The organism is Arthrobacter sp. UNCCL28 (assembly GCF_900102805.1).
Classification (GTDB): Bacteria; Actinomycetota; Actinomycetes; order Actinomycetales; family Micrococcaceae; genus Arthrobacter; species Arthrobacter nicotinovorans_A.
This window is the reverse complement of record NZ_FMWE01000009.1, coordinates 1-17,037: the sequence shown is the minus strand read 5'-3', so window position 1 is coordinate 17,037 and position 17,037 is coordinate 1. Positions and strand designations below refer to the sequence as shown.

General features: G+C 63.6%; 15 protein-coding genes and 1 pseudogene. 10 read left to right on the top strand and 6 right to left on the bottom strand.

Translation table 11 applies throughout. The features are described 5' to 3' along the window. Positions 1-77 precede the first annotated feature (77 nt). On the bottom strand, positions 78-1,400 hold the full coding sequence (locus BLQ01_RS19260; RefSeq protein ID WP_091553816.1) for an MFS transporter: 1,323 nt from the start codon (positions 1,398-1,400) through the stop codon (positions 78-80). 272 nt (positions 1,401-1,672) lie between these two features. Then, positions 1,673-2,506, bottom strand: a complete 834-nt coding sequence (locus BLQ01_RS19255) for an alpha/beta fold hydrolase (protein WP_091553707.1) — start codon at positions 2,504-2,506, stop codon at positions 1,673-1,675. 95 nt (positions 2,507-2,601) lie between these two features. Between BLQ01_RS19255 and BLQ01_RS19250 the strand changes: the two genes are divergently transcribed. The 4 genes from BLQ01_RS19250 (at position 2,602) to BLQ01_RS19235 (ending at position 7,317) form a co-directional block, all read left to right on the top strand. Beyond that, on the top strand, positions 2,602-3,180 hold the full coding sequence (locus BLQ01_RS19250) for a TetR/AcrR family transcriptional regulator (RefSeq protein ID WP_091553706.1): 579 nt from the start codon (positions 2,602-2,604) through the stop codon (positions 3,178-3,180). A gap of 42 nt (positions 3,181-3,222) precedes the next feature. Continuing rightward, on the top strand, positions 3,223-4,524 hold the full coding sequence (locus tag BLQ01_RS19245) for a cation:proton antiporter (RefSeq protein ID WP_091553703.1): 1,302 nt from the start codon (positions 3,223-3,225) through the stop codon (positions 4,522-4,524). Positions 4,525-4,570: 46 nt separating this feature from the next. After that, a complete protein-coding gene (locus BLQ01_RS19240) occupies positions 4,571-5,704 on the top strand; it encodes an App1 family protein (protein WP_091553702.1) in 1,134 nt (377 codons plus the stop codon). A 107-nt stretch (positions 5,705-5,811) separates the two neighbouring features. Further along, positions 5,812-7,317 carry a CoA-acylating methylmalonate-semialdehyde dehydrogenase gene (locus tag BLQ01_RS19235; RefSeq protein WP_091553699.1) on the top strand — a complete coding sequence of 502 codons (1,506 nt, stop codon included), beginning with the start codon at positions 5,812-5,814 and terminating at the stop codon, positions 7,315-7,317. Here BLQ01_RS19235 and BLQ01_RS19230 read toward each other — a convergent pair. Then, complete coding sequence (locus tag BLQ01_RS19230) at positions 7,314-8,858, bottom strand: PucR family transcriptional regulator (RefSeq protein ID WP_091553697.1); 1,545 nt, start codon at positions 8,856-8,858, stop codon at positions 7,314-7,316. The genes BLQ01_RS19235 and BLQ01_RS19230 overlap by 4 nt on opposite strands. 125 nt (positions 8,859-8,983) lie before the next feature. On the opposite strand from BLQ01_RS19230, the gene BLQ01_RS19225 reads away from it, so the two are divergent. Continuing rightward, complete coding sequence (locus BLQ01_RS19225) at positions 8,984-10,318, top strand: aspartate aminotransferase family protein (RefSeq protein ID WP_091553695.1); 1,335 nt, start codon at positions 8,984-8,986, stop codon at positions 10,316-10,318. Here the strand turns inward: BLQ01_RS19225 and BLQ01_RS19220 are convergent. Further along, complete coding sequence (locus BLQ01_RS19220; protein WP_091553692.1) at positions 10,288-11,376, bottom strand: LacI family DNA-binding transcriptional regulator; 1,089 nt, start codon at positions 11,374-11,376, stop codon at positions 10,288-10,290. The genes BLQ01_RS19225 and BLQ01_RS19220 overlap by 31 nt on opposite strands. Before the next feature lie 182 nt (positions 11,377-11,558). Between BLQ01_RS19220 and BLQ01_RS19215 the strand changes: the two genes are divergently transcribed. Genes BLQ01_RS19215 through BLQ01_RS19195 form a run of 5 tightly spaced genes read left to right on the top strand, consistent with a single transcriptional unit; the run spans position 11,559 to position 16,227 of the window. Next, on the top strand, positions 11,559-12,425 hold the full coding sequence (locus BLQ01_RS19215; RefSeq protein WP_026548101.1) for an ABC transporter substrate-binding protein: 867 nt from the start codon (positions 11,559-11,561) through the stop codon (positions 12,423-12,425). Positions 12,426-12,458: 33 nt separating this feature from the next. Beyond that, positions 12,459-13,247 carry an amino acid ABC transporter permease gene (locus tag BLQ01_RS19210; RefSeq protein WP_026542342.1) on the top strand — a complete coding sequence of 263 codons (789 nt, stop codon included), beginning with the start codon at positions 12,459-12,461 and terminating at the stop codon, positions 13,245-13,247. Next, entirely contained in the window at positions 13,244-14,032 is a 789-nt protein-coding gene (locus BLQ01_RS19205; RefSeq protein WP_026542343.1) for an amino acid ABC transporter ATP-binding protein, read from the top strand. Before BLQ01_RS19210 ends, BLQ01_RS19205 begins: the two co-directional genes overlap by 4 nt. Beyond that, on the top strand, positions 14,032-15,075 hold the full coding sequence (locus BLQ01_RS19200; RefSeq protein ID WP_091553691.1) for a Gfo/Idh/MocA family protein: 1,044 nt from the start codon (positions 14,032-14,034) through the stop codon (positions 15,073-15,075). Before BLQ01_RS19205 ends, BLQ01_RS19200 begins: the two co-directional genes overlap by 1 nt. A gap of 39 nt (positions 15,076-15,114) precedes the next feature. After that, on the top strand, positions 15,115-16,227 hold the full coding sequence (locus BLQ01_RS19195; protein ID WP_026548099.1) for an NAD(P)/FAD-dependent oxidoreductase: 1,113 nt from the start codon (positions 15,115-15,117) through the stop codon (positions 16,225-16,227). A 101-nt stretch (positions 16,228-16,328) separates the two neighbouring features. Here the strand turns inward: BLQ01_RS19195 and BLQ01_RS19190 are convergent, their stop codons facing one another. Together BLQ01_RS19190 and BLQ01_RS19185 are read right to left on the bottom strand one after the other, a co-directional pair. Further along, the gene (locus BLQ01_RS19190; RefSeq protein WP_091553688.1) at positions 16,329-16,763 is read right to left on the bottom strand and encodes a hypothetical protein; all 435 of its coding nucleotides are present in this window, start codon (positions 16,761-16,763) and stop codon (positions 16,329-16,331) included. A gap of 89 nt (positions 16,764-16,852) precedes the next feature. Beyond that, positions 16,853-17,037: pseudogene (locus BLQ01_RS19185) on the bottom strand (hypothetical protein); the annotation flags it as partial.

The following is a 17,037-nucleotide window of genomic DNA, read 5'->3' as shown; positions in this document are numbered from 1 at the left end:
CCGCGCGAAATCGCCGGAAGGGACCAGCGAGCTGGAGCCGTTCCGGCGATCTCGGTGCACAAGGGGCGATTTCGGCGTCAGCGCGCTTCAAGGTCCTCGAGCGACTTGCCCCGGGTGTCAGAGGACAAGAGCGTTGCCACAGCGGACACAGCACAGATTCCCAGGGTGGTCAGGCCAATAACCAGGGGAATGTTGGCTGAGCCCGGGGGAGCAATGGCGGTGAACAGGCTCGGGAAGAACGAGGCGATCATGAGGCCGATGTTCTGGGAGACCGCGAAGCCGGTGACCCTCATCCGCATGGGGAACTGTTCCTGGAAGAACGTAGCGAAGGTGGCGTTCCACATCTGGAAGAGGATGCCTTGGACAATCACGACGCAGACGAATACCAAGGGCAGGCTGCGCTGTTCGATGGCCCACAGGTAGCCCACGGTGAGCAGTCCGCCCGCAAGGCCACCGGCGACCATCAGGGAACGCCGGCCGATCTTGTCGGAAAGCGCACCGAACAGCGGGATGGTCAGCACTGCTGCGACGTTGGCCGCCAAGGTAACCCAGAGGAACTCGCTGCTGGAGAAGCCGATGCCGTAGCCCTTTTGGGTGGCGAAGGAGACCCCGAAGATGAGGGTGGCCATGCCGATCACGTTGGTAAAGGTCATGATGACGCACCGGACCAGAACCCAGGGGTGGGTACGCAGGAGGTCCACCAGCGGGAAGCGGCGCTTGGCGCCGGCGTCCCCGGACTGGGCCAGATAGGCCGGCGGCTCGTCCACGCGGCGGCGGATGACGTACCCGGCCAGGATCACTACTGCGCTGAGCAGGAACGGCAGGCGCCAGCCCCAGGCGTGGAATTGCTCGTCAGGGAGGAAGGCGGCGAGCGGAATCAGGACGGCGGTTGCAAGGATTGAACCCACCTGCGTGCCTTGGAGGCTGAAGCTCGCGAAGAAGCCGCGCTTGGCGTCGGGGGAGTGCTCCACGATCATGGCGCTGGCACCTCCGAGTTCACCTGCCACGGCGAAGCCCTGGATCAGGCGGAGGATTACCAGGAGGACGGGAGCCAGGAGGCCCACCTGTCCGTAGGTCGGCAGGAGGCCGACCGCAAACGTGGCGAAGCCCATGAGCAGCATGGCGAAGACAAGGACTTTCTTGCGCCCGTGCCGGTCTCCGTAGGCGCCCAGGATCACGGCACCGAGCGGGCGGGAAACGTAGCCCACGGCGTAGGTTGCCAGCGAGGCGATGATGCCCACCGTGGGGTTTTCCGTGGGAAAGAAGATGGTGGGAAACAGGAGCGTTGCTGCCAGGGAATACAGCGCGAAGTCGTAGTACTCCAGCGCGCTTCCGATCCAGCCGCTCATGGCGGCCTTCTTCGGATCTTTCCCGCCGGTGCTGGATTCCGGACCTGTGATGGGTTCGGGGGAGGTGCTGAGATCCCTCCGGTGCGTGACTGTCACGTCGCTGTACTCCTCTGGCGTCGTTGGCAAGGAACAAGAACTCTTCCCATCCAGGACTGAACAAAGTGGTCATTCAGCGTGAGGAAGGTTACATCTTGAATCGATTCATAAATCATAGGTCGTGACGTGCGCTACGTCAACGCACGACGGCGGCAGCCCGCCTCTGGTTCGGTTGGAACCAAAGGCGGGCTGCCGCCGTCGTTATTGAGGTCTTGTCCGGTGTTGGCCTACTTGGCCAGGAAGCGCAACAGGATCTCGTTGATTTCAGCCCCGTGCGTCCACAGCATGCCGTGCGGCGCGTCTTCGATCTCCACGTATTCGGCGGAGGGCAGGCGCTTGGTGAACTCGCGGCCGGTGGCATCGATCGGCAGGATGCGGTCATCGGTGCCATGGACAATCAGGGACGGGACCGTGACCTTCTCGATGTCGGAGCGGAAGTCGGTGAGCCAGGAATCCACTACTGCGAAGGATGCGTACCAGGAAGAGCCGGCGGCGACGTTCCAGGAATTGCGCAGCGCTTCTTCGCTGAGGCGGTTGCCCAGGAAGTTATCGGTGTTGAAGAAGTCGTTGTAGAAGTTGGTGAACCAGGCGTAGCGGTCCTCAATGGCGGCGTTGCGGATGCCGTCGAACACTGATGACGGAACGCCGGTGGGGTTGTCGTCCGTCTGGAGGAGGAACGGCTCGAGGGATGCCAGGAACGCGGCCTTGGCTACGCGGGCTTCGCCGTAGGTGCCGAGGTAGCGTCCGACTTCGCCGGTGCCCATCGAGAAGCCAACCAGCACTACATCCTGCAGGTCCAGGGTTTCAAGGACCGTGTTGAGGTCGGCTGCAAAGGTGTCGTAGTCGTAGCCGATGGTCGGCTTGCTGGACTTGCCGAATCCGCGGCGATCGTAGGTGATGACCCGGTAGCCGGCGTTGAGGAGGGCTGCGGTCTGCTTTTCCCAGGAGCCGCCGTCCAGCGGGTAGCCGTGGATCAGGACTACGGGCTGACCCGTTCCGTGGTCTTCGTAGTAGAGCTCAATGTCCGTGGTGTTCTCGGTGCCGACCTTGATGAAACCCATGATGTGTCCCTTTTCTCGAAGTGGAGAACGATCGTTCTCCCTCTGTGTTCTCCATAGTAGAGAACGTTCGTTCTCAATGCAAGTAGTATGGGTACATGGATATTTCCGAGGTCCGCCAACGAATCGTTGCCACTGCCGACGAGCTCTACAACGCCAAGGGCATCCAAGCCGTGGGCATGGATGAACTCCGTTCCGCGGCGGGGGTCTCGCTGAAGAAGCTCTACGGGGAATTCCCGTCAAAGAGCAGCATCGTCATGGCGGTGATGGAACACCGGCACCAGTCCTGGACCGAGGGGTTGGACGCCACCGTCCAACAAGCCGCGACCCCCAAGGAACGGCTCCTCGCCATCTTCGACTACCTCGCAGGATGGTTCTGCCAGGACTCCTTCCGGGGGTGCGGATTCATCAACAGCTTCGCCGAACTCGGAGCGGTCAGCCCGGAGGTGGCCGAGTACGCACGCAGGCACAAGGAATCGTTCCAGGAATACGTGGCCCGGCTCGCCCTCGATGCCGGCGCCCCGGCCTACCTTGCACCCCAACTGGCAATCCTCGCCGAAGGAGCCCAGACCACAGCCGCCATCGCAGGAACAGCGGAGGCTGCCGGACACGCGCGCCAAGCCGCCCAGGTCCTCATCGAGGCAGCCATGATCGACGCAGCCCCGTCTGCGGACTAGGCTTTCTGACACCGCCCAACGGCAGGCAGGAAGAAGACCATTTTGTTTGAAGCCCCCAGCATCCTGTTTCTCGCGGCAGGAGTTGCCGTGTTGGCCGCAGCGGTCCTGCCGAAACTGTTGCGGCAAACGCCACTCTCCATGCCGATGGTTTTCCTCGGCAGTGGAATGCTGGCGTTCACCCTCCTGCCCGATCTTCCGGACCCGGATCCCATCCTGCATGCGGACTTCACGACCCACCTCACCGAGGTCTGCGTCATCATCTCCCTCATGGGCGCCGGTCTGGCCTTGGACAGGCCCTTCCGCTGGCGCGGATGGTCCACCACCTGGCGCCTGCTCGGCATCGTGATGCCACTGTGCATCCTGGTGATGACCCTGCTGGGGTTGTGGGTGTTGGGCCTGGGGCTCGCCGCCGCCATCCTGGTGGCCGCTGCCATTGCCCCCACCGACCCCGTCCTGGCCTCCGAGGTCCAAGTGGGCAGGCCGGCGGACACCGAAGAGGACCCGGACGAGGACGAGGTCCGGTTCGCCCTGACCTCCGAGGCCGGCCTGAATGACGGGCTCGCCTTCCCCTTTGTGTACCTTGCCATCCTCATCAGCGTGGTGGGCGCATCACCGGGCGCCTGGTTTGGGGAATGGGTGGGGTTGGATGTCTTCTGGCGTATGGGCGTCGGTATTTTGCTCGGCTTCGGAACGGGCAAGCTCCTGAGCCTGATCTTCTTTGCCGCCAAAGGCAAGAGCTTCCGCCTGTCCGAACACGCTGAGGGTTTCGTGGCACTCGCAGCAACATTCCTGGCGTACGGCGCTGCGGAAATGCTGGAAGGCTACGGGTTCGTAGCGGTCTTCGTCTGTGCTCTGACCATCCGTTCCGCCGAGCGCCACCACAGCTACCACCAGGTTCTCCATGGCTACGTGGAGCAGCTCGAGCGTTTGATGACGGTGGTGATCCTGGTGCTCCTTGGCGGAGCCATAGCCCGTGGACTCCTGGAGGGGATCGGTTGGGCGGAGCTTGTGGTGGCCTTGGCATTCCTCCTCCTGGTCAGGCCCCTGGCCGGATGGCTCGGGTTGATGGGCGGCAAGACCGGACCGCGCGAACGGCTGGCCATCTCCTACTTCGGCATCCGCGGGATCGGCTCAATCTATTACGTCGGCTATGCGCTGACCCACGGCAACTTTGACGCCGAGGCGCACCAACTTTGGGCCTTCATCGGTTTGGTGATTGCGTTGTCCATTGTGGTGCACGGCGCCACCACGGCACCCCTGATGAACCGGTTGGACCGCCTTCGCCTGGCTGAAGCGCGCAAGCTGCACGGTGACGAAGGCAGGGCGCCGACCACTGCCGTGTGACGCGCGGTTGTGACGCTCCGCTGTGTCGTCGTGGAAGACTGGACGCATGGCTTCCCGTCCCCTGAAACCGCGCCCCACATCCGACGCCGTTGATAACGGCGGCACCAGGCAGCCCGGCAAAACCCGCCGCCACCTCGCGTTGAGGCTCGACGACGCGTGGCTAGGTTTCCAGACGCAGCTAGCCATCCGGCGTGGCCGGGTGGAAACGGTGATTCCCTACACCGGCTATGGAAGTACCAAGTGGGTGCGGGTGCTGGCGCGCGTTGTCCGCAGTGACCCCCGGGATGCGGCAGGGCATGCAAAGCCGTTGCAGGAGAGCATGCGCGGGTGGCGGAATTTCACGAGTGCTCCCGTGGCTCACGCCGATGTCAATGTGACCGTCGCCGGTACCGTTTTCACTGTGCGGGCGGACCGCGGCGGCGTAGTGGATGCCCGTATTCCGGTGGCCCTGGATGCCGGCTGGCACACCATCACGCTGCAATCCGGGGAGTCGGAAACTGTGGAGGCTCCTGTGGAGATCGTCGCGGACGACGCTGACTTCGGCGTCGTGTCCGACATCGACGACACCGTGATGGTGACCGCGCTGCCGCGTCCGTTCCTGGCGGCCTGGAACACTTTCGTCCTCAACGAGCACGCCAGGACTCCCACCCCGGGGATGGCTGTGCTGTATGAGCGGATTGCCAGGACGGCGCCCTCTGCCCCTGTGCTGTATCTGTCCACTGGGGCCTGGAACGTTGCCCCAACCCTGTCCCGCTTCCTGTCCCGCAACTTGTACCCGGCCGGGCCCAAGCTCCTGACCGACTGGGGTCCTACTCCCGACCGCTGGTTCCGCAGCGGCCAGGAGCACAAGCGGAACTCCCTGGAACGCCTGGCGGAGGAGTTTCCCACCATGAAATGGCTGTTGGTGGGCGACGACGGCCAGCACGATGAAGCCATCTACTCCGAATTCGCCCAGCGTCATCCGGAAAACGTCCGGGCAATCGCCATCCGCCAACTCTCGGCAGGGGAAGCAGTGCTGGCGGGTGGTCGTTCAAAGTCCGGGGGTCAACCAACCCCGGGTGTCCCGTGGATCTACGCACCGGATGGAGCGGGGATGTCCGCACAGCTTGAGGAACTCGGCATTATCCGGAACGAAGTCCGTTCCGCCGATGATCCCGAGGAAGGCGAAGTCGCCCCATAGACATATGTCCAACAAGCTCGTTGTCTTTCGCTCAATGTACTGACACGTGGGCGAGCCTGCGAACTTACGGTGGAACACATCCATCCCCCGTAAGAGAAGAGAACGCAGTGTCTGACATCAACCAGCTTCCCGTGGTCCCGCACTGGATCGGAGGCGCCGGCTCGCCATCGGCCGGCGACCGCACCGCCCCCGTGTTCGATCCCGCCCTCGGCCGTGAAACCAAGCTGGTCAACCTTGGCAACGCCGAGGACATCGAGTCGGCCATCGCATCGGCCCACAAGGCATTTCCTGCCTGGCGGGATATGTCCATCACCAAACGCCAGCAGATCATTTTCCGCTTCCGGGAGCTGCTGAACGAGCGCAAGGGCGAGCTCGCGGAGATCATCACCTCCGAGCACGGCAAGGTAGTCTCCGATGCCCTCGGTGAAATCACCCGGGGCCAGGAAGTCGTGGAACTGGCTACCGGCTTCCCTCACCTGATCAAAGGCGAGCATTCAGAAAACGTCTCCACCGGCGTCGACGTTTACTCCACCAAAGCGCCGCTGGGCGTGGTGGGCATCATCAGCCCGTTCAACTTCCCTGCCATGGTGCCGTTGTGGTTCCTGCCGATCGCCATCGCGGCCGGCAACACTGTGGTCCTCAAGCCGAGCGAGAAGGACCCGACGGCGGCCAACTGGCTCGCTGCCCTGTTCACTGAGGCGGGCCTTCCGGACGGAGTCTTCAACGTCCTGCACGGCGACAAGGAAGCAGTGGACGGCCTGCTGGAACATCCCGATGTGAAGGCCATTTCCTTCGTCGGCTCCACTCCGATTGCCCAGTACATCTACGAGACCGCGGCCCGCAAGGGCAAGCGCGTCCAGGCCCTTGGCGGTGCGAAGAACCACATGCTGGTCCTGCCCGACGCAGACCTCGAGCTGACCGCCGATGCCGCCATCAACGCGGGCTTCGGTTCGGCGGGGGAGCGGTGCATGGCCATCAGTGTGGTGGTGGCCGTGGAACCTGTCGCCGACGCGTTGATCCAAAAGATCACCGCCCGGATGTCCACCCTGAAGATCGGCGACGGCCGCCGCAACTGCGACATGGGCCCACTGGTCACCCGCCAGCACCGCGACAAGGTGGCGTCCTACATCGACGTTGCCCTCGAGGACGGTGCCAAGGTTGTGGTCGATGGCCGCGGCATCGAGGTGGACGGGGATGCAAACGGCTTCTGGCTTGGGCCTACGCTGATCGACGACGTCCCGGTCACCTCCCGTGTGTACACCGAGGAAATCTTTGGACCGGTCCTGGCAGTGGTGCGCGTCAAGAGCTACGAAGAAGGCCTGCACCTGATCAACTCCGGCGCTTTTGGCAACGGCACGGCGATTTTCACGAACGACGGCGGTGCGGCCCGCCGCTTCCAGACCGAGGTTGAGGTGGGGATGGTGGGCATCAACGTGCCCATTCCCGTGCCGGTGGCGTATTACTCCTTTGGCGGTTTCAAGGACTCCATTTTCGGCAGCTCCAAAGCGTACGGCTTGCAGGGCTTCCAGTTCTTCACCCGCGAAAAAGCCATCACCTCACGCTGGCTGGACCCCAGCCACGGCGGCATCAACCTGGGCTTCCCGCAAAACTAGGACGATGTCTGCGGGCGCTCTTCCACAAACTCGACGGCGGCGAACAGTTCCAGCCTGTCGCGCAGGTTGTCGAGGTTGAGGCCCAGGACGTTCCCGGCGGCGTCGATCCGGTTCCGGAGGGTGTGCCGGTGGATCCCCAGCTCCCTCGCCGTGCGGTCCCAGACGCAGTTGTTGGCCAGCCAGGCCGTAACCGTGGGCAGCAGCTGCGTCTGTTCGGTGTCGTCATGCCTGGCCAAGGGCTCAAGGAGCCGGCGGGCAACGGAGGCAGCTTCGTCACGTCGGAGCAGCCCGAGCATCCCGCCTTGGGAGATGTCCTCGAAAGCCACCAGGGGCCGGCTCAGCTCCGTGGCGCGTTTCAGCGCCCGCTCGGCTTCCGCCAATGCCTTGGGCAGGTGGGCGAAGTCCGTTTCTGCCGAAACCCCCGCCTTTGCGCCGTACTTGTCCAGGAGGGTGCTGACTTTCGGCTGGAGGGCGGGTCCGGCCAGCACCACGATGTTTTCGTTCCGCTGGGCGTAGAAGATGGCACCCCGATGGTCATCGGACAGCAGCTCGAGCGCTTCGAGCAGGTTCTGTCCCTGTCCGGGAGGCTGCGCCAGGGTCACCAGCAGGGGCTGTGCCGGCAGCCGGCCCCAAACCTGGCGTCCGGTACGTTCGGCAACATCGAAGCTGCCGGCCAGCAACTGCTCCAAGACCCCGGCACGCAGATGGCGGCGGGCAGTATCCAGGGTCCGGGTTTGCTCCAGGGCGAGGCTGGCCAAGGCGATAACGCTGTTGATGATGTCGGTGCGGGCCGGGTCCAATGGCTCGATGGCGCCCAAGACCAGGACGCCACGCAGATGGTGCCTGCGGCCCAGCGTCTGCAAGGTGACGTGTCCGCCGTCGATGGTCAGTTGCGATACCGACCGCGATCCCTTGTCCAGCGATTTTCGGACGGCTTCTTCCACACCCGGCATCAGGGCCGATGGCACGGGACGGTTGTTGGGCATCAGGATGTGGTTGCCCGCGGCGTCAAAGAGGGCAACCCAGCCGTGCAGTTGGCGCTCGAGTTCGGCCAGGATGGACCTGAGGCCATCGGGACGAAGTGCAGCCCGTGCGATGGCGCGCTGGGCCTGGAGCGACCACTCGGAGCGCGCATGCTGTTCGGTTGCGAGCCAATCGGCCACGAAACGGATGACGGCGATGAACGGAGTCCTGTCCGGAACCTCAAGCAACGGCAAACCCCGGGTCCTGCAGGCTTCGACCAGCCCTGCAGGCAGCACCCCATGGATCACCTGGGTGGCAAAACCAAGGCCGCTGATCCCATGGGCCACCAGCCGCTCCACGTAGTCGCCATAGAGCGCAGCAGGAGCATCGCCCACCGGAAATTGTGTCCCATCCGTCAGGAGCAACTGCCCTGGATCGAGGAACGGAGTGGGGTCCCCAAGATCGGAACTGTGGACCCAGGATACCGGCACCTCCGCAGCAGCATCCCCCGCCTCCGGCGTTACCAGCCGCAGGTTCAAAGTGCTGTCGCGGACGATGGCGTTGAGGGTCGGTGGCATACTCGTGGCTCCTTGGAAAAACGTAGTTCCGTCAGGAGTTCACTATACAAATGTCGAGAGGGACTGCGGCTATCACCGGCGCATGATGAAGGGACATCCAGCCCCGCCAGAGAGAGGACCCTCCCATGTCACCCACCCGCACCGCCCCGGCTGCTTCCTTGGCAGCAAGCAACTCCGAGGTCGCAGAAAGGGATACCGCCAGCGTGTTCCATTCGTGGTCTGCCCAGGGTTCGTTGAAACCACTGGCGATCGCCGGCGGTTCCGGCAGCACGGTTTGGGATCATGAGGGCAGGACCTACCTGGACTTCTCAAGCCAACTGGTCAACACCAACATCGGCCACCAGCACCCGCGGCTTATCGAAGCCATCAAGGAACAGCTGGACACGCTCACCACCGTTGCTCCCGCGCACGCCAACCGTACGCGCGCGATGGCGGCCGAGAAGATCCTCTCCCATGCGCCGGAGACCATGGACAAGGTGTTCTTCACCAATGGCGGCGCGGACGCCAACGAAAACGCCATCCGGATGGCCCGGCTCCACACTGGCCGGGACAAGGTCATCTCCCGCTACCGTTCCTACCACGGCAACACCGGGGTAGCGATCGTGGCGACCGGGGACTGGCGCCGCATTCCCAACGAATACTCCCGCGGCCACGTCCACGTGTTTGGGCCGTACCTTTACCGTTCCGAATTCTGGGCCGAAACCCCGGAGCAGGAAGCAGAACGGGCACTGCAACACCTGCGCCGGACCATCGAACTCGAAGGTCCGCACTCCGTTGCTGCCGTGCTGCTGGAAACCGTTCCCGGTACCGCCGGGATACTGCTTCCGCCGCCGGGATACCTTGAAGGTGTCCGCGCGCTCTGCGACCAGCACGGAATCGTCCTGATCCTGGACGAAGTCATGTGCGGCTTTGGACGCACAGGTGATTGGTTGGCCCTTGACGCCTTCAACGTCCGGCCGGACCTGGTCACCTTCGCCAAGGGCGTCAACTCCGGCTACGTCCCGGTAGGCGGCGTCATCATCTCCGAAGAAATCTCCCGGACCTTTGATGAGCGCGTCTTCCCGGGCGGGCTTACCTATTCAGGCCATCCCCTCGCGGCAGCTTCGATCGTTGCCTCCATCGAAGCCTTCGAGGAGGAGGGCATCGTCCGGAACGCCGCACGCATTGGCGCCAACCACCTGGAACCGGGCCTGAAAGCCCTCGCTGCCAAGCACGACGTCATCGGCGAAGTGCGCGGGCGCGGCGTGTTCTGGGCTTTGGAACTCGTCGAAGACCGCCAAGGCCGCACACCGGTCAGCGCCGCCTTCATGGGCAAGCTTAAAGCGGAACTGCTCCACCGTGGACTGTTGCCCTTCATGGCGGACAACCGCGTGCATGTGGTGCCTCCCGCCGTCGTGACCCCCGAAGAAGTACGCCAGGCGCTGGCGATTTACGACGACGCCCTGACCGCCGTCCGCTGAGGCGCTCCCACCGAGCCGCGCTGGATTAAGCGTGCCGCCAGCTCCGGTGTTGGCGCTGCGGCTTTCCTGCCTTCGATCCGACGGATCAGGGCGGTTGCCGCCGCGATCCCCATGTCATAGACGGGCTGTGCGATGACGGTGAGCGGGGGAGTGGTGAGGCGTGTCCAGGCGAAGTCGTCGTACATCAGGAAAGAGACGTCGGCGGGGATGGCAAGTCCGGCCTCCTGGATGGCTTCCACCACGCCCAAGGCGATCAGGCCGTCGGAAGCGATGATGGCGGTGGCCGGGTCCGGCCCTTCGAGCAGCCCCCGGGTAATGGCTTTCACGGATTCGGAGTCACCGGCGTTAAGGCGGACCAGATCGGCGGGTAAAGCGAGTCCCTCGTCCTTGAACGCGCGGCGGATCCCCTCCAGGCGGTCCGAAATCTGGGAGGAGTCCAGCACCATCCCTTCCTCGTAAGGCCTGTCTGTTTTCAGAGTGGAAACGAACGCGATCCGCTGATGCCCGGACTCGATCAGGTACTTGGTTGACTCATAGGAAATGCCGCCCATGTCCACGGCGAAGGTTTCTGCGTCCAGCCCTTGGGCGGCGCGGTCCAGAAGCACCAGGGGGCGGCCCGAATCCTGGACCTGCTGCAGATGCGAGGTCTCCACGGATGATGCCGGGGCCACGATGAGTCCGTCCACGCGCTTGTCCAGCAGCACGCGGACGGCGTCGACCTCGGCAGCCCTTTCCTCGTCGGTATTGATGAGGATGACGTTGTAGCCGCTCTTCTTGGCGGTGTCAGTAATGCCCCTCATGGCGAGGCCAAAGTGCGGGTTTTCGATATCGCCCACCACCACGCCAATGGTGTTGGACCTTCCAGTGTTCATGCTCCGCGCCAGCTCGTTGGGCCGGTATTCGAGCTCTTCCGCCGCGGCCAGGACACGCTCCCGGACGTCGTCGCTGACTGCTCCGTAGTTGCCCAACGCGCGGGCGGCTTGCGCCTTGGACACTTTTGCGGCTTTGGCGACGTCGGCAACCGTTACGTCCCGCCGTCGGGATCCGTCAGTGCTCATGTTCACCTTTCAGTGGGGTGTTGACGCGGCTTTGTGAGTTCCGCTACATTTCTTATCAATCGATGTGAGTCCGGTCTCAATCTTAGGGGCTGAGACCGGACTCAACAAGACCCCGCATCGAGCAAATAACTTCCAGCGGCTCCTGACAGCACCGCTTAGACCTCCCACGATTGGACAACGCTGTGATTAAACTGAACTTCCGCCCGGCAGCGCTCGCAGCCGCAGCAGTGGCGGCTCTCCTCGCCCTTTCGGGCTGCGGCGGGTCGCCCGCCGCCAACTCCCCGTCCGCCGAAAACCCTTATGGCCTGATCCAGCCCGGCACCATCCGCGTGGCCAGCCTGGGCGACTCCAAGCCGTACACCTTCACCGACGGCTCGGGAAACTTCACCGGCTTTGACGTGGAACTCTTCAAGGACGTGGCCCACCGCGCCGGCGTAGACAACGTGGTCTTCACCGGACAGGACTTCTCAGGGCTCCTCGCGGCCGTGGCCAACGGACAGTTCGACGTCGGTGTCGCTGCCATCGGCATCACGGACAAGCGCAAGGAAACCGTTGACTTTTCCGATGGCTACCTCGCCGGCTACCTGACGGTCATCACCACCAAGGACTCCGGCATCAAGGACGCGGACGCACTCAACGGCAAGCGGCTTGGAGTTGTCCAGGGAACCCTGCAGGAAGCCTACGCAGTGAAGAACTTCACCTCCGCGCAGCTGGTCCGCTTCCCGGACAACAACACGGCAATCTCCGCAGTCAACAGCGGGGCCGTGGACGCCCACTTCCTCGATTACGAGGCAGCCAAGGAATACCAGGAGCAGTTTGGACTGGTCAGCGCCGCGGACATTCCGTCGTTCGACGCCCCCGCCGGATTCGCCATTGCCAAGGACAAGACCGCTTTCAAAGAGGCCTTGAACAAGGGCCTGGCCGAAGCAATGGAAGACGGCACGTGGAAGACGCTCTACCAGAAGTGGTTCCCGGGCTCGCCGATGCCGGAGCAGTACCTCCCCAAAGCCGAGCAGACCTCAAGCCCGGCCCCGACCGCCAGCAAGTAACCGCACCAAACAACCAACGTCTGAGAGCACTCAATGGATTGGCTCAACACCATCAGCCGCACGTTCTTCGATTTTGACGCCATGATCGAAGTACTGCCCCAACTCCTCGGAGTTGGCCTCCTGAACACCCTCATCATCTCCATCGCAGCAACCATCCTCGGCGTAGTGATGGGAATGGTGGTGGCCGTCATGGGCATCTCCCGCTCCAGGTGGCTGCGTATCCCTGCAAGGATCTACACCGACCTCTTCCGCGGGCTGCCCGCCATCTTGACCATCCTGCTGATCGGCCAGGGTTTTGCCCGGTTGAGCCAGTCGGTCTTTGGCCCCTCTCCTTATCCCTTGGGCATCATCGCGCTGAGCCTGATCGCCAGTGCCTACATCGGAGAGATCTTCCGCGCCGGCATCCTCAGCGTGGACAAGGGCCAGGGAGAAGCCTGCCGCGCACTGGGCATGAGCTACGCCAAGTCCATGTCCCTGGTGGTAGTCCCGCAGGGTGTACGCCGGGTGCTTCCGGCCCTGGTCAACCAGTTCATCGCCATCGTCAAGGACTCCTCCCTGGTCTACTTCCTGGGACTCCTCGTCAGTGAACGCGAACTGTTCCGGGTGGGCCAGGACGCAGCAGTGTTGTCCGGCAATCTCTCGCCGTTGGTCATGGCCGGCATCTTCTACCTGGTGATCACCGTGCCGCTGACCCACTTGGTCAACTACTTCGACAACAAGTTCCGCACCGGCCGCCGTCGTCCCACGGCACCCACCAGCGGACTGAAGGAAGTCAAGGAACTCGACGCGGCCTCGCCGCTCATCACCGGGAGCAACACGTGAACCTCACCAGCAGCAGCGCCACCAGCACCAAGAATTCAGCACAGGATATTGAGAAGTTCAACGGCTCGAGCCTCGAACTCCAGAACCTGACCATGGCCTACGGCGACGTCGAGGTGCTCCGGAACGTCAGCCTCAACGTCGCCCCGGGGACCACCACCTGCATCATCGGGCCTTCGGGATCAGGGAAGTCCACGCTCCTGCGCGGCGTCAACCGCCTGCACGAACCCAAGAGCGGGGACGTCCTCCTGGCCGGTGAAAGTGCCCTCAAGGTCAAGCCGGACATCCTCCGCGCCCGGATCGGCATGGTCTTCCAGCACTTCAACCTCTTCCCGGACCACACTGCCCTTGAGAACGTGGCGCTGGCCCTATGGAGCGTCAAGGGGATGTCCAAGGCCGAAGCCCGGGAACGTGCCCGGCGCCGTCTCGCCGAAGTCGGGCTCGCCGAACGGGCCGACCACCGGCCACGCGACCTCTCCGGCGGCCAGCAGCAACGCGTCGCGATCGCCCGGGCACTGGCCATGGAGCCCGAAGTGATGCTCTTCGACGAGGCCACCAGCGCCCTGGACCCGGAGCTGGTCAAAGGCGTCCTTAACCTCATGGCAGGCCTTGGCCGACGCGGCATGACCATGCTGGTTGTCACGCACGAGATGGGCTTTGCCCGGAAGGTAGCTGACCAGGTGGTGTTCATGGATGAGGGCGAAGTAGTGGAAATCGGTACTCCCACAGAACTCTTCGACAACCCCCGCAGCGAACGCCTGCAGCGCTTTCTCTCGGAGGTCCTGTGATGGGGGAGGTAACAGCGGCACCCATCCGGACCGCCGTCGTCGGGTTCGGCGTCTCGGGCAAGGTGTTCCACGCGCCGCTCATCGAAGCGGACCCGGACTACTCCCTGGACGTCATTGTGACCGCGGATCCACGACGAAAAGCCGAAGCGGAACGCCTCTACCCGCAGGCAAGGATTGTCCCCACGCCGGAAGACATGTTCGCCCTTTCAGGCAACCTGGACCTCGTGGTGCTGGGAACACCGCCGCTGACGCACCTTGAGCTCGGTGCCACGGCGATCGCCCATGGCCTGAACGTTGTGGTGGACAAGCCTTTCGTCACTACAGTCGCCCATGGTGAGGAACTGGCAGGGCGGGCGTCCGACGCCGGTGTGCAGCTGACGGTCTTCCAGAACCGCCGGTGGGACGCCGATTTCCTGACGCTGTCAAAGCTGCTGAAGGACGGCGCCCTTGGCGAGGTGCGAACCTTTGAATCACGCTTTGAATGGTGGCGTCCGGAAGGCTTCGGGAACTGGCGCGATTCGGCCACCCTGGCCGAAGGAGGAGGCATCCTCCACGACCTCGGCGCCCACCTGATCGACCAGGCCATCCAGCTGTTCGGGCCTGTGGAGGAGAGCTACGGCGAAACCGCCAACCATGGCCCCCATCCTGATGCCGCGGACACTGAAGCTTTTGTGTCGTTGCGCCACGAATCCGGTGTCCGCTCGCGGTTGTGGATGAACGGCATGGCCGCCCAGGTTGGCCCGCGCTTCCACGTCCTCGGCTCCAAAGCCGCGTACACCAAGTGGGGACTGGACAGCCAGGAACCCGCCCTCGCCGCCGGCATCACGCCGTCGGACGCCTCTTACGGCCGCGAACCCCAGGAGTCTTGGGGGCTGCTGGGTGTGGACGGAACAGCAACGCCGGTCCCGGCGGAAAAGGGCGCCTACCCACAGTTCTACCGGGAGCTTGCCGCCTCGCTCCGCGGCCAAAGGCCCCTTCCCGTGCAGCCGGCCGAAGCGCTGGAAACCCTCAAAGTCATCGAAAACATCCACGCCTTCGCCTAGGCGCATTTCACAGCTTCAACACCAAAGAAAGGGAGAACCATGTCCTCCACCAAGCACGTTGCCGTCATCGGAGGCGGCATCCTGGGCGTATCCACTGCCGTCCACCTGCTCCGCCAAGGAGCTTCCGTCACTTTGCTGACGGAGCAGGGCCTGGCCAGCGAAGCCACCGGCCGGTCCCTGTCCTGGCTCAATTCAGCCGGGGAACGTTCCACGCCCTACCACCAGCTGCGCGTCGCCGGGGTTGACCGGTACCGCACGCTGTTCGCCGCGGACCCAAGCCGTGAATGGCTCCAGTTCGGTGGCGGGCTCATGTGGAACGCGTCCGGCCAGGACCAAGCCACCGAAGCCCGCCACGCTTACGAGAAATCCATTGGCTACGATTCCAAGCTCTTGGCCCCCGAAGAGATCGCCAGCGTCACCCCGGGCATCGACTCCGGCGCAGTCCCCGGGAAGGCCATCTTCAATCCCGGCGAAGGGTGGGTCAGCCTGCCGGACCTGGTGAACTTCCTGATGGAGGAATTCCACGCCCTGGGCGGCCAACTGGTCCTCAACGCCGGAAAAGCCTCAGTGATGGTCGACGGCGGACGCGCCACCGGCGTCGAAACTGCCGGCGGTGAAACGTACCCCGCGGACGCCGTATTGGTTGCCTGCGGTGCTGCAACGCCCGCCGTCGTGAAGCCCTTGGGAGTGGAGATCCCCAACGGTTCCCCCGTGTCCATGCTGGTGGTCACCAAACCGGTGGAACACCACGTCACCGCCGTGATGAACACGCCGCGTGCCGCCGTCCGCCCCAACCCCGGCAACACGTTTGCCTTGGACCACGACTGGTACGAAGAGAGCATCACCGAACACGCTGACGGGTCCTTCACGATTCCCGATGACATTGTCCAGGAATTGGCGGACGAGTCCTCCAAGCTGATTGCGGGCAACCCCGAGCTGAAGCCGGCCTCATGGAAGATCGGCTACAAGCCCATTCCCGGTGACGGCGAACCGGTATTCGGTGAGCTCGGCCAGGTGCCTGGCTGTTTTGTTGCGTTCACACACTCGGGAGCCACGCTGGGCCTGATTGCCGGTGAACTGTTGTCCGGTGAGATCCTCAGCGGTGAAAAACACCCGATGCTGGCCACATTCCGGCCGGGGCGCTTCTCCTAGGCGGGCTTCTCCCAGGCGCTTCCCAAACAGGCCAACGGCCCCGATACGCCATCTGCATAAGCGTGTCGGGGCCGTTGGAGTTTTTGGTGTCCCAGGGCGGTTCAGCAGCTCAGGCTGCCTTTGAGGACTTTGCCCGTCCAGGTGTTGGTGGTGCCGGGGACTTTGTAGTAACCGCGGATCTCGTAGCTCCACGTTCCGATGATCTCGTAACCCGATGTGTAGGTCTTGCCGGCGGCCTTGCTCAAATCACCCGTGAATTCGAGGTTCCCGGAGCGGTCGAAGATCCTGACATCGTGGTAGTTCGCGTTGGTCACGGTGCTGAAGGAATTGACCGTGATGGTGGCGCGGATACCGAACGAGCATGCCATGGATACGTTGGCTGCGGCCGGAGCCGCCAGGCTGGCGGTGCTGAACTGCGGGGCGGACTGTGCTGTACCAGTGAACGCAGCGAATGCGGCTGTGGGTGCCGCTGCCAGGCCCAGGACGACGGCGGCGGCGATCACCAGGGTGCGCAGGAAGCCTTTCCGCGGTGTCATGGTGATCGTTCTCCTTGCCTGTGCTTGGTGGTGGTAGAGCTGGGGTTTGCCGGGTGCTGCCGGGTGTTCTTGGTGTTACTGCTTGGGTGTTATTTGGTGGTTTCGGTGCGTTGGGTGCCGGTGAAGGAGAAGGCGAGGGTGGAGGTGGCGCCTTGGAAGGTGTTGTCTGCGGTGGCGGGCAGGGTGGTGGTGACTTTGAGGTTGTCGGTTTTGGTGGAGGTCAGGGAGGTCAGGTTGTTCAGGACCTTGTTCGCTGTGATGACCGGGCCGTTGG

Bases quoted from the DNA above. Each gene is read 5' to 3' on its own strand.
- BLQ01_RS19200 (WP_091553691.1), top strand. From the start codon at position 14,032: ATGGGGGAGGTAACAGCGGCACCCATCCGGACCGCCGTCGTCGGGTTC.
- BLQ01_RS19210 (WP_026542342.1), top strand. From the start codon at position 12,459: ATGGATTGGCTCAACACCATCAGCCGCACGTTCTTCGATTTTGACGCC.
- BLQ01_RS19230 (WP_091553697.1), bottom strand. From the start codon at position 8,858: ATGCCACCGACCCTCAACGCCATCGTCCGCGACAGCACTTTGAACCTG.
- BLQ01_RS19220 (WP_091553692.1), bottom strand. From the start codon at position 11,376: ATGAGCACTGACGGATCCCGACGGCGGGACGTAACGGTTGCCGACGTC.
- BLQ01_RS19240 (WP_091553702.1), top strand. From the start codon at position 4,571: ATGGCTTCCCGTCCCCTGAAACCGCGCCCCACATCCGACGCCGTTGAT.
- BLQ01_RS19190 (WP_091553688.1), bottom strand. From the start codon at position 16,763: ATGACACCGCGGAAAGGCTTCCTGCGCACCCTGGTGATCGCCGCCGCC.
- BLQ01_RS19255 (WP_091553707.1), bottom strand. From the start codon at position 2,506: ATGGGTTTCATCAAGGTCGGCACCGAGAACACCACGGACATTGAGCTC.
- BLQ01_RS19195 (WP_026548099.1), top strand. From the start codon at position 15,115: ATGTCCTCCACCAAGCACGTTGCCGTCATCGGAGGCGGCATCCTGGGC.
- BLQ01_RS19250 (WP_091553706.1), top strand. From the start codon at position 2,602: ATGGATATTTCCGAGGTCCGCCAACGAATCGTTGCCACTGCCGACGAG.
- BLQ01_RS19225 (WP_091553695.1), top strand. From the start codon at position 8,984: ATGTCACCCACCCGCACCGCCCCGGCTGCTTCCTTGGCAGCAAGCAAC.